The 15,316-nt window shown below is 37.6% G+C and carries 9 protein-coding genes; 8 read left to right on the top strand and 1 reads right to left on the bottom strand.

The genetic code is table 11. The annotated features are described in order from the left end of the window. The first annotated feature begins 39 nt into the window (after positions 1 to 39). The 5 genes from ACVPPR_RS08420 to ACVPPR_RS08400 all read left to right on the top strand — a co-directional run bounded on the left by ACVPPR_RS08420 (position 40) and on the right by ACVPPR_RS08400 (position 4,945). A complete protein-coding gene (locus ACVPPR_RS08420) occupies positions 40 to 708 on the top strand; it encodes a WxL domain-containing protein (protein ID WP_462304142.1) in 669 nt (222 codons plus the stop codon). Positions 709 to 756: 48 nt separating this feature from the next. Beyond that, the gene (locus ACVPPR_RS08415; protein ID WP_462304141.1) at positions 757 to 1,440 is read left to right on the top strand and encodes a WxL domain-containing protein; all 684 of its coding nucleotides are present in this window, start codon (positions 757 to 759) and stop codon (positions 1,438 to 1,440) included. A 98-nt stretch (positions 1,441 to 1,538) separates the two neighbouring features. Beyond that, entirely contained in the window at positions 1,539 to 1,922 is a 384-nt protein-coding gene (locus ACVPPR_RS08410; protein WP_462304140.1) for an LPXTG cell wall anchor domain-containing protein, read from the top strand. Between the two features lie 296 nt (positions 1,923 to 2,218). Beyond that, a complete protein-coding gene (locus ACVPPR_RS08405) occupies positions 2,219 to 2,827 on the top strand; it encodes a WxL domain-containing protein (protein WP_462304139.1) in 609 nt (202 codons plus the stop codon). A gap of 75 nt (positions 2,828 to 2,902) precedes the next feature. Then, positions 2,903 to 4,945 (top strand): L-type lectin-domain containing protein, encoded by a 2,043-nt coding sequence (locus ACVPPR_RS08400; RefSeq protein ID WP_462304138.1) that lies wholly within the window; start codon positions 2,903 to 2,905, stop codon positions 4,943 to 4,945. A 76-nt stretch (positions 4,946 to 5,021) separates the two neighbouring features. Here ACVPPR_RS08400 and ACVPPR_RS08395 read toward each other — a convergent pair whose 3' ends face one another. Next, positions 5,022 to 6,383, bottom strand: coding sequence for a hemolysin family protein (locus ACVPPR_RS08395; RefSeq protein WP_462297204.1), 1,362 nt, complete (start codon positions 6,381 to 6,383; stop codon positions 5,022 to 5,024). Between the two features lie 198 nt (positions 6,384 to 6,581). Here ACVPPR_RS08395 and ACVPPR_RS08390 point away from each other — a divergent pair, with 198 nt between their 5' ends. The 3 genes from ACVPPR_RS08390 to addA all read left to right on the top strand — a co-directional run bounded on the left by ACVPPR_RS08390 (position 6,582) and on the right by addA (position 15,311). Further along, positions 6,582 to 7,550 carry a ribose-phosphate diphosphokinase gene (locus tag ACVPPR_RS08390; protein ID WP_462304137.1) on the top strand — a complete coding sequence of 323 codons (969 nt, stop codon included), beginning with the start codon at positions 6,582 to 6,584 and terminating at the stop codon, positions 7,548 to 7,550. A gap of 458 nt (positions 7,551 to 8,008) precedes the next feature. After that, the gene (locus ACVPPR_RS08385; RefSeq protein WP_462304136.1) at positions 8,009 to 11,578 is read left to right on the top strand and encodes a PD-(D/E)XK nuclease family protein; all 3,570 of its coding nucleotides are present in this window, start codon (positions 8,009 to 8,011) and stop codon (positions 11,576 to 11,578) included. Next, positions 11,553 to 15,311 (top strand): helicase-exonuclease AddAB subunit AddA, encoded by a 3,759-nt coding sequence (gene addA, locus ACVPPR_RS08380; RefSeq protein ID WP_462304135.1) that lies wholly within the window; start codon positions 11,553 to 11,555, stop codon positions 15,309 to 15,311. The genes ACVPPR_RS08385 and addA overlap by 26 nt, the downstream gene beginning before the upstream one ends. Positions 15,312 to 15,316: the final 5 nt, after the last annotated feature.

Raw genomic sequence — 15,316 nt, 5'->3', positions numbered from 1 at the left:
ATTAAAATAGTAAACTTAAAAAAATCGGGGGATTTAATCATGAAAAAGGTATTAACAAGTGCATTATTATCAGCAACAATTTTGGGGGCTGGTTTAGCAGTATCAGGTCAAGTAAGTGCTGATAAAGTACCAGATCCAGCAACAACAACAACAGGTGTTCAATTTAAAGCTGGGGATGACGAAACTGTCATTCCTCCAGTTGACCCAACAAAACCAACAGACCCAACAGATCCTGGTGATGGTGGTACTGGTAACACTGGTACACTTGCAATTATTTGGGCTACTAAAGCAATTAGTTTTGGTACAGAAAATGAAATTAAAACAACAGAAGATGTCTTAAAATCTGATAAAGATGTTGCTGTTGAAGTTGGGGATGTTCGAGGAACAGATGTTGGCTGGAATCTTTCAGTTAAGTCTGACCAATTAACTGGCGACAAGGGCGAATTAAAAGGAGCAGTACTTTCGTTAGATGCTGGTTCAAATGTTGTTGCTAGTGGAACATCAGCACCAGCTACTACTGATGAACTTAAAGATACAACTACGAGTGGTGTCGTTCTTAGCGCTGTTGAAGGTACTGGTGCCGGAGTCAACGTTAATACAATTGCCAAAGATGGCGTTAAATTAACAGTTCCTGCTGGTAGTGCTGAAGCAGATGTTGCTTACTCATCAACATTAACATGGACACTTGCTAGTGGACCAAAAGCATAATTTAAAAATTAATTAAGTAAAGCATAAAGATTCTGAGGGGAGAATTTAATGATGAAAAAAGTTCTAACAAGTACATTATTATCAGCAACCATTTTAGGTGCTGGGCTTGTCGTTTCGGGCAACGTTAGCGCTGCAGGTAATGCAGATGGAAGTGCATCAACAGATGCTTCAGTTTCATTTATTCCAGGAGATCCAACAAAACCAATTGACCCAGTTGATCCAACAAATCCAACAGACCCAACGGATCCTGGTGATCCTGGTGATACGGGTAATACAGGTAACCTTGCAATTGTGTATGCAACAGACGCAATTAGTTTTGGGACTGATCTTACAATTCCTACTTCAAAAGCAACAACAGTTAATGCAATTGATATGCTTTCTCTTGAAGTTGGTGATATTCGTGGGACAAATGCTGGCTGGGAACTTGATGTCGCAGCAAGTGATTTTGTAGCCAAAAATGGTGATGTTTTAACGGGTGCAAAAGTTGAACTTGGTAAAGGTGATGTTTCAGTTGTTGACGCTGCAGAAGGCGTTAAAACAGCCGTTTCAACTGGTTTGACAGAGAATGATAAAGCACAAGCAGTTCTTACTGCTAAGGATGGTATTGGTAGTGGTATTACAGTTGATAATATCAAAAAAACAGATATTTCATTAACAATTCCTACTGGTGTTGCTAAAGCTGAATCATACTCATCAACAATGAACTGGACATTGAAAGATGCTCCTAAATAAAGATAATTAATCTGGTTAATTTTAAACATTATACTAGTGGTCGTTCACTGTGTAATGTTTTTTCTTGAATTAAGATATCTATTTTGGAAGGAGATTTCATGAAAAAAATCATTGTGTTAATGACAATGTTATTCTTGGGATTTATCGGTTTTAATGTTAATCAGCAAGTTAATGCGGCAAGTTATTCGGGGACAACAGAAGCAACCGTTACGATTAAAAAAGTAGATAAAGTGACTAAGCCTAGTGATAACCAAATTCCTGATCGTAATGGGAATGGTGGAGCAACAACTACTGGTAACAAAGCTGTTGCCGGTAAAGAGGCTGATGGTAAAACGGGTACTGGTTCTTCAGTTGTAGGTGGTGTCTTACCACAAACAAACGAAGGCAAATCAGTTGCTGCTACAATGGTTGGACTAATCCTAGTCCTTAGTGGCCTACTTATTTTTTACATTAAACGTGATAAAAAACAAGAAGACGCATAGAAAAATAATAAGGGTATAGTTGCTTAGATAACTAAGCTATTATGGCTTTTTAGAAAAATAATTGAGAGAGTTGTTATTTAATAACAACTCTCTCTTTTTTTAAAAAATTGATAAGTTAATTAACATAATTATTATGTAAACGCTTGATTGTTTTAAGAGGTATTTAATGTTAAAATTATATATATAATAATATTTCCATTAAAATATTAAGTATAAAGAAACAATATTGTAAGTGTAGCAGGACTTTTATGTCTGTTTCATTTATATATACATATCGTTACAGGGGGGAACATTAAATGAAAATAATTACAGGAACTTTGATCGTTTTTTGTATCAGCGTGGCAATCATATCAATGACGACGAAGATTTTTGCGGCAAGTGATCCAGTATTGACAGGCACTACTCAAGCGACGGCAACTTTAGAAGCGGGGGATGGTGGGGTCGCAATTATGTCAGCCCCATATTTTTCTTTTGGTCAGCAAAAATTAAGTAGTGAGGAAACAACGGTGACGGCTAAGGGGACAGCAGATGATGGCACGACACCTGTTGATGCACAGATTTCAGATGCACGTGGAACGGGTTCCGGCTGGTCGCTACAAGTTTCATTGAAATCGCCATTTCAAACAAGTAAAGAAGACGGTGCGCATTTATTGCAAGGAGCTGTTTTAACCATAGGCACGAGTGAAGCAACGAGTAATGGTGACGGTGTATCACCTAGTGAACTGAACAATCAGGTAACACTTAATGATGCCGCACAACCAACTGTTACAGCAAGCCAGAGCGAAGGGATGGGAACTTGGAATATGCCTCATACTGCTAGTTTAACGGTTTCTCCAATGGCTAATTATATCGGGACATACTCAGCAACTATTGATTGGTCGTTAGTGAATGGACCAGCCTATTAGGTCAGCATGTATGATTTAGTAGTGACAGAATCAATAGACGTAAAATTGAGTGTGTAAAAACGGGGGAACTAAAAAATGAAGAAATTAATTTTAACAATGGGGATCGTAAGTGCCATTTTTGGCTGCATGTTAGTAGGCGAAAAAGATGTTCAAGCAGGTCAAGAGGGGAATCCACCTGAAAGTATTAAACTGGACAATATTTTTACAATACCAGAGGGATCTGATAGTTCCGTGGTTGAAGATACGAATACAAAACATTATTATGTTCAAGTGACACCAGATCGTGGTCTACATAAAAATGGAGCTATTTGGTCAACGCCTAGTAATGAATTAGATTTAACTAAAGATTTTGAAGCATCAATGTATGTTTACTTTGGTGGTATGGGGAGTTCGGCTGCTGATGGAATGGCTTTTGTCATGCAAAATTCTGCTGAGCAAGGAGATACAATTCTTAAAGGCGCACAGGGTTCTCAAATGGGGGTCTGGGCTAGTGAAGAACACTACGGACCATTTAACGGTATTCAGAATAGTTTCGCTGTAGAATTTGATGCGCATTATAATGATGGATTTGATTGGGATGTTGGTAAAACACTTGGCAAAGTGAACCATCTTGCGTGGGGATATCCTGGTAAAGAATCAACCTATAGAGATGAAGGTGAAGGAAATCGTGTGTTAAATCATAATGATGTCCAAAGTATTGATCCTTTGTCGAATGATAAATGGTATTTATTCAACGTTAAGTGGACCGCTAGTGCAGAGGGGAAAACTGGGACACTACAATATTATTATGGTGATAATCGTGCCACTAATCCTGTTGTCACGATTAAAGATATTGATTTGCAAGATGTCTTTGGTGGCACAAATGTTGTCTGGGGATTCACTGGATCAACGGGTGCTAAAACAGATAATAATCAGGTCGCTTTTGCTAAGGTTCCTGGACTAGTGAATGCAGATGGTACGGCAACTGTGTCTGATAGCTCAAAGAAAGTTATCGCAAGTCAAGATATTACAGGTAATAAAGTTAGTTCCGGCGATACTTTAAGTTATAAAATTGGTGCTAATTATAAAGATGGTAAACAAGATTGGGAAGAAATTCTTGCTAACTTTAAGCTAGATGGAGATGTTATATATAAACCAGGAACACTTAAACTTGTCAAAACTGACCAAAAAGGCACAGAGAAATCGTCGACACTGGTTGATTCTTCTTGGACTGATAAAACCTTAGACAAGATTAATTTAGGAAAATTGGGTAAACTTTCGACCGATGCGAATACTGCGGCTTATATTACTTTTGACGTAACAGCTGGAGCCGCAGGAATGGTCAATCAAAGTTCTGGAACCTTGAAAGGTGATAATTCTGTTGTGACGACCAATGCATTAAGTTATGAAATTTCACCAAATGAAGCCCCTACGCTTACGTTAGCGGATGCAGGTAAATCAATAGATCTTGATAACGGGACAGATTATGACTTTAAAGGAACTTGGAAAGATGTAGATAGTGATACTGCCAGTTTATTTTATACAATAGATGGTGGTGATGCTGTTTCATTTGAAAGTGATCTTAAAAATGATCCTAAAGATAAAGATTATGATTATTCAGGGACAGTCCCCACTAAAGAATTAGCCATAGGGACACATAAAGTGAGCATTTATGCAAAAGATGCAGAGGGCGCATCATCTAATATTGAAACAGTCACGGTTAATGTTTTAGGTGCGCTACAGTTCGCTAATATTTCTAAGACGGCTACCTATGAGACTGCCAAGATACCAACAGGTAGCGATTCTGTAGTTATTAACAGAGGTAGCGATTGGGATGTTAGCGTGAAGGATACTCGAGCAGCTGGTAGTAATTGGCATGTTGATTTAACGTTAACTGCTCCTTTTACATCAGAAGATGGGCATGTATTAAAAGAGGCTTTGATGTATAAGTCTGGTACTAATGAAACTGAATTCGTTGTTGGAAAACCGATGACTGTCTACAGTGCGGCTACGGTTGATAATAAAGATGTGCCTATTAATTGGACAGCTGATCAAGGTGTTTTAATGGTGGCGCATAGTTCAGATTATAGAGGAACCTATACCGCTGGACTGAACTGGTCATTGGTAGATGCACCTTAGAGTTAGTTAATAATGAACCAAAAAATAAAGGCTACTAATGATAAGAAATCTGTCATTAGTAGCCTTTATTTTTTTATTAATCTTTATCAGCTATTGTTTCTTCAGTTGATTCTACTGGGTTTGGTAGGTGTTTTACTTGGAACCAATCAATGTAGTTACGTTTGAATTCAATAATCTTAAATTCAAAGACATCGAATTGAATGATAGCATTTAATTTAACTTTATGATTTTCAAGAATGAAACCAGCAAGTGTCACACTTTCTGACGCTTTCATTTCTTTATTCTGAATTTTAAAGAAGCGCTCAAAATCATAGAGAGTAGTTTTACCACTGACATTGTATGAGCCGTCATCATTTTTGATAATATACTCACTTGAAACGTCATCGATTTCATCTTTAACTGTTCCGAAGAGTTCCTCGTAGATATCTTTATCAGTGACGATCCCACTTGTCCCACCATATTCATCAAGCACAACTACGATAGGTGTTTGTTTACTAATCATTTGGCTTAACAAGGTTCTAATAGGCGTTGTTTCTGGAACCGTAATGATTGATCTAAGCATCTTACTAATTAAAATCGTATCATCAATCTCGGCTTGTCTAACCAAATCATAGATATAAACATAACCAAGAATTTTATCTTTATCATTATTAGCAACCACTGGGAAGCGGCTGTAGCCTTGATGTAAGTAGTCCTTGATAACATCATGAACGGTATCCGTAATATCAACGACGTAGAGACTTGTTCGATCAACCATAATATCTTTGGCAATTTTATCGTTTAAATCAAAAGCCCGTTGCATGTAGACATAATCGTCTCGATCAAGTTCACCACCTGAAACGGCATTTTGTGATAAGGCTAGAATTTCTTTTTGGGTAAAGACTTCACTGTTTTCATCGGTTGGCGTAATACCAATCATTTTGGCAACTCGTGTTGCTGAGTTATTCAATAACCAAACTAATGGATAAAAGGCGAGATGGAAGTAACGTAATGGTGTGAGGACAACCATTAAAACTTTGATTGGCATATCGATACTAATGTTTTTAGGAACGATTTCCGTGAAAACAACTTCAACATAGGTCAGGATTAGGACACCAACGATTGCCCCAATAATATTTAAACCTGATTCTGATGCAAAATGGAAGATTTTGAGAACATCCACTAGCAAGAATTCAATGGTTTTTTCACCGACCCAACCAAGGATAATACCGGCGACACTGACACCAACTTGTGTTGTTGAGAGATATTCGTTCAGATGAGCAAGCATTTTTAGTGCTCTTTCTTGCTTTTTACGATTTCCGGTACCTGTTTCAATATCAGCCTCGATAGCACTTGGACGTGCTTGAACGAGGGCAAACTCTGCGGCAACGAAGAACGCTGCTGCAGCTAACGTCACCAAGATGACAAGCAAATTGATGATAACTGTACCACTAGACAATTTTTGTATCCTCCATAATTAATTTGTATTTTAAACTCGTGTTCCTCTATTTTACCATTAAATAGGTGCTATGTCGTTTGCTCTTGGATAAGTATTCAGATAATCGTAAAACTTTTTAGACAGATGATAGTAATTTACACGTAAATTCATTATAATAGAATAATAAAGAAAAAATATAGAATAATAACGGAGGCTATCATGTCGGGTCAATTCGCAAAAGGTCAATTAAAATTATTTGCACTTAATTCTAACGTAGAGTTAGCAGAGAAGGTTGCTCACGTTTTAAATACACCCCTTTCTACAGCATCCGTGAAACATTTTAGTGATGGCGAGATTCAAATTAACATCGATGAAAGTATTCGTGGTGCAGATATTTATATTATCCAATCAATTTCAAATCCTGTTAATGAAAACTTAATGGAACTTTTGATTATGGTTGATGCATTACGTCGTGCCAGTGCCGGGACCATTAATGTTGTGATGCCTTATTATGGGTATGCACGTTCAGATCGTAAGGCACGTTCACGTGAACCTATTACAGCTAAGTTAGTTGCTAATTTCATTCAATTAGCAGGCGTATCTCGTGTCATTACACTTGATCTCCATGCTGCTCAATTGCAAGGGTTCTTCAACATTCCAGTGGATCATTTAGTGTCATTGGAAATCCAATCAAAATACTTTATTGAAAAAGGCATTACAGATGATGTTGTTGTGGTCTCACCGGATCATAATAGTGTTAAAGGTGCTCGTAATATGGCTGAAAAGCTCAAAGCTCAGATTGCCATTGTCGATAAACGTGGTTCTGACTTTGCTGACAATAGTGCAGCAACATCTATTATTGGTGATGTCAAAGGGCGTCGTTGTATCATTATCGATGATATGATTGATACTGGTAAAATGATGACAGATGCAGCTCGTGCACTTAATGCTGCAGGTGCAACAGACATTTACGCTTGTGCAACGCATGCTGTTATGTCAGATGGCGCAATTGAAGCTTTGTCTGATGATAATATTAAACAAGTCATTGTGACTGATAGTATTGTTGTACCAGAAGCAGAAAAGCTTGATAAATTAGTTCGTTTATCAGTTGCTGATCTCTTTGGTCAAGCAATTGATTTGATTCATAAAAACCGTTCAGTTGATAAATTATTCACAGCAAAAGATTAAAATAAACCGTTAGTTAAGTCACTTTTGTGAGTTTGCTAGCGGTTTTTATTTTGGCTTTTGCTAATTATTGTTAGCTTAAATGATGAGTCTCATCCGAACAAATTTTAAAAGTTTTCAATGGTATACTTGTTTTGCATAACAACTACTGGAGGTTCTTTTATGTCTAAGAAATTACAATCAATTGTTCCTATTTTTTTGTTAGTTATTAATACTCTGTTGATTCTCTTTTTTATGTTTCAATTATTTCCGTATCATTTAGGCAGATGAAAACACGTCGGTTACCTTATGATCTGCTAATGATAGTCGTCTTTCTCCAATGTTATTTAAGATCTTATTAGTTCTATTTTATATATATATTGGGCATATATTAGTTAGGTAAAGAGGAAGCAAAATGAGAAATAGCAATATGGTATATTAGTAGAATAAGAACGATTTAGTGGATGAAAAGGGGCGTTAAAATGAGTTTGAAATTTGTCGTAGGGAAAGCGAGTACAGATCATCAAAAAAGTCTTGTTGCGCAGTTAAAAGAATCAAAAGGGATTGATCCAACGGCGCAGTTTTTTTATCTCGTTCCTAATCATATTAAATTTGAAGCGGAAGTTAGTGTTCTTGAAGCGTTAGGGGCAGAAAAACTTGCTGAACAAAATCTCTTTGCACAATCGAATGTTCAAGTTTTATCATTTACCCGATTGGCATGGTTCTTTTTGAAAAATACACCGTATTACCAGATACCACGGTTGTCACAATCTGGATTGAACATGTTGGTCTATCATCTTATTTCAGAACATGAAGAAGAATTAACCATTTTTCGAGGTGAAAAAACGCAAACAGGGTTTATTTCACAACTAGTGAGTCAACTGAAAGAACTCAAAGTTGGCTGTGTCACCGCTGAAAATTTAGCGCAAATTGCTGAATCATTTCCAACAACAGGTGATTTAGGTGCTAAATTACATGACTTACAAATTATTTATCGTGCCTTTGATGCTGCGATGGCTAATCGTTATATTGAAAATAATGATTTATTAGCGGAATTGAGTCGTTATTTAACAGATGATCGTTTAAAGACGAGTTATTTTTACATTGACCATTTTTCACAATTCACGGCGCAAGAACAAGAACTTGTGACGGCCTTAATTAAAGGCGCCAAACGAGTAACCATCGGGTTGGTTTTAGATAAAGGTCATGCGCATGAGGTTGTAGAGAAGTCTGATTTATTTTATAAATCAAGTCGTTTATATGTCGATTTGAATGCCAAAGCCCATCAAGCTAAGGTTTCAGTATTAACAGATAGTTATGCTGAAACTAAAGATAATCAGAATCCAGATTTATCCCGGTTAGAAGATTTTTGGATTGCGTCGAGACGGTTAGTTAAATCAAAATCGGAAGTGTTGGCTCAGCCTGATTCGATTCAAATTTTTGAAGCAGATAGTCGTTATATCGAAATTCGACAAGTTGCAACAAAAATAAGGCAGTTGGTGGCAACGCAAGGTTATCGCTACCGTGATTTTATGATTTTAACACGTCATTTAGATAGCTATGAAACGGTGATCCCACCAGTATTCAATGAATTCCAAGTACCGTATTTTAACGATTTACAGCATGCGATGGCCGACCATCCATTAGTTGAATTATTAGCTGCGTTATTTGAAGTAAAAGCGAAGCATTACCAATATAGCGCAATGATGCGTTTATTGAAAACAGAATTATTAATCCCACAAAGTGAAAATAGGGTAATGCCAATTGAGCAGTATCGTAGTGCCGTTGATTTAACTGAAAATATGGTCTTAAAATATGGCTTTTCTGGTTCTCAATGGTTACGTGAAGATGATTGGACTTTTTACCGATTCGATTTCACAGATGCAGATGAGCAACAGACGGACAAGGATCAAGCAATTACAACGCAAATAAATCAAATTAGACATTTTGTAAAGCAGGCGTTGCCACCTTTTTTCAAGCAATTGGATCAAGCGAAGACAGGTGAAGCAGGCGCCAAGATTATTTATCAATTCCTTGTTGAACAGGGTGTCACACAGCGGTTATTAAGTTGGCGTGATCGCTATTTGGCTGTTGGAAATGTGGCTCAATCTGAAGAACCCGAACAAACTTGGCAGACTTTTGTGGGGATGTTGGATGAATATGTGGACACGTTAGGGACACAAACGTTCCATGTTGATGACTTTATGGCTTTGATTCAAGCTGGTTTTGAAGGGGCAAGTTATTCACAAGTTCCCTCTACTTTGGATCAAGTCGTTATTTCTGAATCAGGGATGGTTCAAATGAACAATCGAAAAATGACCTTTATGATTGGGTCAACGGATATGGTTATGCCGGAACAGGTAAGTCAGACGCAATTATTAACGGATAATGACCGCGTAGAAATGGCTGATCACTTATCTGATGATCAATATTTATCAGATTCTGCTATCAGTCAAATGGCGGCTGAACCATTTGTGAACTACCTTGCCTTTTTAGGTAGCCGTGAACAACTTATTTTTTCATATCCAAGTGGTAATGATGGCGAAAAGAATTTAAATCCGTCACCTTATCTCATGATGATTAAAGCGCACTTTAATTTAGCTGTTCAACATTTAGCAGCTAGTCCTGAACTGACAGAACAGTCAGCGCTTGGCTTTATTGGGACGAAGCGGAGTACCTTATCATCGTTGGTGGTGGTGTCTCATCTTGCGAAAACGACTTTATCGCCAATGCCCGATAGTTGGCAATATATTTTACGTCAATTGTTAGCTGATTTGGAAATAGGATCGTTGACGAAACAGTTATTAGGTAGTTTGGATTATAAAAATGTGCCCGTTAATTTAACCCCAGAAATTGTGACTGACTTATACGGGACGCAGATGAATACGTCAATTTCAAAATTGGAAACGTTCTATAATAATCCGTTCGAATATTTTTTACAATACGGTTTAAAATTGAAAGAACGTGATGTTTTTGAACTATCACCTGCAAGTACGGGTGAGTTTTTCCATATGGGATTGGATGAATTGATGAAAGCCGTTACCGACGCCAACCAGATTTATGCTGATGTGTCTAAAGAACAATTAGATGATTATTTAAATGTGATTTTAAAAGATATGCGAGAGTTACCACAATTTCAAATTCTTGGTAGTTCAAGCCGCATGGGCTACATCGCTAAACAATTAAGCTTATTATTGAAACAAGTGACGCATGCCATGTGGCAACAAGGTCAACAAACTAAGATGAAACCGCTAAAAACAGAAGTCCTATTTGGACATGTTGGGGCTGAATCTGGATTGAAAGCCTTGGCTTATGAATTACCTAAAGGACATTCAGTTAAAGTCCGCGGTAAAATTGATCGCATTGATTATATGAAAGTTGATTCAAAGCAATATCTCGGAATTATTGATTATAAATCAGGTATTCGAAAATTTGATTTTAGTGATGCCTTTTATGGATTATCCATGCAAATGCTGACTTATTTACAAGCTCTGATTGAAAATGCTGATATGATTGCACCAGAGAATGATCTGCAGACGTTAGCAGCTGGCGCAGTTTACATGCATTTACAAAATCCTAAGTTGAAAATTGAAGATGTGCAGAAAAATGGGTTATCTGATACCTTGTTAAAAGCGAATCAAATGGATGGTTTATTATTGGAAGATGACCAGTTGCTTGGTAATCTGGATACAGATTTTGCAGATGAATCAACGGGTTATTCAATGATTTATCCGTTTAGAAAAACGAAAAAAGGGTTTACGTCGCCTTCATCTCGTTCAAAGAAGTTGATTACACAAGAAGACTTGAATTTACTTTTAGGACATAATAAAAAGTTAATTATGAAAGCAGCGAACGATATTTTTTCAGGGGCAACGGCCTTAAGTCCTGCACGTTGGAATGCAAAAAAAACGGCTTTGCAGTATTCACCGTATAAATCAATTTTTCAATTTGACGCGATGTTACCTGAAAATAATTATCATGAAATTAGTAAATTAAGTTGGGAAGACATCAAAGAACGCCTGACAGATGGGGAGGACGATACGATTGAGTAAATTTGAATTTACACCTAACCAACAACGTGCCATCGATGAAAGTGGGACGAATATACTTGTGTCGGCCTCTGCCGGTTCAGGGAAAACCCGCGTTTTAGTTGAACGTGTGATAAAAAAAATCTTAAATAAAACGACTATTGATGAGTTACTTGTTGTGACGTTTACGGAAGCTGCTGCCAAAGAAATGCGTCAACGAATTCAAGTGGCTTTACAAAAAGCAATCAATGAAGCAGATAATCAAGAACAAAAACAATATTTAATGGAACAACTCATGCAATTACCAGTTGCTAATATCAGTACATTTGATGCCTTCTGTCTACAATTAATCAAACGTTATTACTATGTGATTGATTTGGATCCCGTTTTTAGAATGTTAACAGATGTGACGGAAGCTGCTTTGTTACGAGAAAACGTCTGGGAAGAATTACGTGAAACACTGTATGCTGCGGATGATGCCGTTTTTGAAAGCTTAACGCAAAATTTTTCAAACGACCGCAATGATGAGGGATTATCTGAACTCGTTTTCAGCTTATTTACATTTGCGAGTTCGAAACCCAACCCTGCTGCTTGGTTGGCTAGTTTATCTGCAGCGTACGATGTGGGGGATGATTTGGTTGGTAGTCCTTTCTACCAAACGAATATTAAACCATTAGTTCAAGCTGATTTAACGCAAATTCAAGCTGATTTGAAAACAGCGTTGGATTTGGCAACTCGATTTGACTTGAATAAACATCTTGTTGTGACTGAAGAAGAAAGCCAGCAGCTTTTGCCTATTATTCAATCTGTTGAAAATGATGCGCCTTGGAATCAGCTCCGAGATAATATTCGTGGGTATGAGTTGAAGCGTGCGCCAAGTGTGCCAGCAAAAAACCTAGAAGACGAACAGGTTATAGCGAAAGACCGGATTAAAGAACTGAAAGATAGTATAAAAAAACGGTTAACTCATTTATCTGAACAATTTTTCGTGCTAAATGAAACGGAAACGTTGGAAATTATGACGGAATCCAAAAAATTGATTGAAAAATTAGTCGATGTGATTGGGTTATTTAGTGACGCCTTTACCAAAGAGAAACGCCAACGTCACATACTTGATTTTAATGATTTGGAGCACTTAGCATTGACTATTTTGGCGAGTGAATCGGAGACATCTGTTCAAACGCAAGCGGCACTCCAAGCTAAATATAAAGAAGTGCTGGTTGATGAATATCAAGATACTAACCAATTACAGGAAGCAATATTAACGCGAATTACAACGAAAGACCCTGTCAATATGTTTATGGTGGGGGATGTGAAACAGTCTATTTATGGGTTTAGACTGGCTGATCCTAGTTTGTTTTTGAGTAAGTATCAAGCTTATGAGAATAAAAACAGCGAGGGTAACCGGATTATTTTGGCTGAAAATTTTCGTTCTGTGAAGAATGTAACGAATTTTACTAACTTAATTTTTACGCAAATTATGGACGAAAAAGTTGGGCAAATGGCTTATAATGACGATGCTCAGTTAGCCTTTGGAGCGTCGTACTATCCTGACGTTGAACAGAAGGCTGAAGTTTTAATTTACGAATCTGATGAACCTGAACGTTTCGATAATCCAGATGATGAGACTGAAGCAACTAACGAGCAATTTGAAATTGACGGTAAGTCAGAAGGGCAAGTAGCTTTGATTGGGCAACGAATTCAGGAGCTGATTGCGGATAAAACGGAAATCTTTGATCGCAGCGCTTCAGAAAAACGTCCGGTTGAATATCGTGATATTGCACTATTGGTACCAACCCGTAAGAATAATTTAGCGATTATTGATAGGTTCAAAAAAATGGGTATTCCAGTTGTCGTGAACGATGCAGAAAGTTATTTTCAAACGACTGAAATGCGAATTATGATGGCTTTATTGCGGATTATTGATAATCCTTATCAGGATATTCCATTGGTCAGTGTATTGCGGTCGCCAATTGTTGGATTGGACGAGAATCAATTGGCTTATCTGCGTATCGGCAACAGGACAGATGATTACTATCAAGCAGTATTGACTTTCTATCAAAACTTTAATGCGTTTAAAGAAAGTGGCTTCGCAAAAAATCTCTATAATAAAATAAATCGTTTCTTGAGCCAATTGTCAGGTTTTCGTGAAATTGCGCATGAAAATCAGATTGCAACTTTGATTTGGCAGATTTACGAAGAAACTGGGTTTTTGGACTACGTTGGGGGTATGCCTGCTGGAAGTCAACGTCAAGCTAACCTACATGCGTTATATAATCGGGCACATGCTTACGAAAATAGTAGTTTTAAAGGGTTATTTCAGTTTGTACGCTTCATTGAAAAAATGCAGGAACGAGATAAAGATTTAGCTGAAGCACCTGTGCAAAATGTGGAGAATGCGGTGTCAGTGATGACTATTCATGGGAGTAAAGGTCTTGAATTTCCTATGGTCTTTCTTGTGGATGCCACGCATCAGTTTAATCAAATGGGGATGCGCAAGCCTTATCTAATTGATGATCATGCTGGCCTTGGTATGACTTATTTGAATCCCGAAAATCGTATCATGATGGATACATTACAAAAAACGATTGTGAAATCGGCTGCCATTGCGAAATCGGAAGCTGAAGAAATGCGCTTGTTGTACGTTGCGTTAACGCGTGCAGAACAACGACTCTTTATTGTGGGTGCTTATGCGAATAAAAAAACAGCAATTAATCATTGGCAAAAGGCATTCCAAAGTCAGCAACTTGTGCTGAATGCGACAGCACGAAGTGGGATTAAAAACTTCATGGATTGGATTGGGATGGCATTGGTGAGACATCCACTGTTTGACGCAGCGTTGTTATCAGATATGCCAGCAGCATCGTTGTTATTAAGTGATGATGAAACACAATTTAGTGTTAAATTTTATCAGAAAACAGATTTAAAACAGCTGAGCGTGGCTAGCGAAGAAGTCTCGCAGACAGATTGGTTAGAAACGACAACTAGTGAGATGCCTGAAACGTTTGGTGATATTGATGTTGATCAAATTGAGCAAGTTTTGAATTTTCAATACCCGTTTGAGCATTTGACTAAAACAACTGCTTATCAAGCAGTATCAGAAGTGAAACGATTATTTGATGATCCGACTAGTCGTGAAATGAATCAATTAAGTGTAGACGGGCAAGGCAATCGATATGTGGCCAGCGAGCTTGCTGTACCGAAGTTTATGCAGGGGGTAACAGTACCAACGGGTAGTGATATTGGTAGTGCCACGCATTTAGTGTTACAGGAGCTCGATTTGACGGGCGAAGTCACTTTAGCAGGGATTCAAACTGAAATTGAGCGGTTAGTAGCAGCTAAAGTCTTAACTAAAGAGGTTGCAGCGCTGATTAATGGGCAACATATTGCTAATTTCTTTCAATCTGATTTGGGCAAATCTGTTTTGAAGGCTGGAAGTGCGGTTCAACGTGAAGCCCCTTTTTCGATGTTGTTGCCAGCCAGTGAGTTGTTTCAAAATATAGAGTCACCTGATGAAAAAGTCTTGATTCATGGGATTATTGATGGTTATTTTGTTGAAGATGGTGAATTAGTGTTGTTCGATTATAAAACAGATAAAGTATCTAAAGACAGTACTATAGAAGGAATTGAAAAAATAACCACTCGATACCGTGGTCAATTGAATTTATACGGTGAGGCATTAACGAGTATGACAGGCATGAAAGTGGCCCATAAATATTTATATCTTTTGGCTGCTAATCAGGTAGTTGAGGTATAAATGTA

This window comes from Dellaglioa sp. L3N (genome assembly GCF_054941095.1).
Note: the sequence above shows the minus strand (reverse complement) of the source record. Positions and strands in the feature narration are given on the sequence as shown.

What these genes read in the sequence shown, in the direction of transcription:
- ACVPPR_RS08420 (WP_462304142.1), top strand. Translation starts at nt 40, where the DNA reads ATGAAAAAGGTATTAACAAGTGCATTATTATCAGCAACAATTTTGGGG.
- ACVPPR_RS08415 (WP_462304141.1), top strand. Translation starts at nt 757, where the DNA reads ATGATGAAAAAAGTTCTAACAAGTACATTATTATCAGCAACCATTTTA.
- ACVPPR_RS08410 (WP_462304140.1), top strand. Translation starts at nt 1,539, where the DNA reads ATGAAAAAAATCATTGTGTTAATGACAATGTTATTCTTGGGATTTATC.
- ACVPPR_RS08405 (WP_462304139.1), top strand. Translation starts at nt 2,219, where the DNA reads ATGAAAATAATTACAGGAACTTTGATCGTTTTTTGTATCAGCGTGGCA.
- ACVPPR_RS08400 (WP_462304138.1), top strand. Translation starts at nt 2,903, where the DNA reads ATGAAGAAATTAATTTTAACAATGGGGATCGTAAGTGCCATTTTTGGC.
- ACVPPR_RS08390 (WP_462304137.1), top strand. Translation starts at nt 6,582, where the DNA reads ATGTCGGGTCAATTCGCAAAAGGTCAATTAAAATTATTTGCACTTAAT.
- ACVPPR_RS08385 (WP_462304136.1), top strand. Translation starts at nt 8,009, where the DNA reads ATGAGTTTGAAATTTGTCGTAGGGAAAGCGAGTACAGATCATCAAAAA.
- addA (WP_462304135.1), top strand. Translation starts at nt 11,553, where the DNA reads ATGGGGAGGACGATACGATTGAGTAAATTTGAATTTACACCTAACCAA.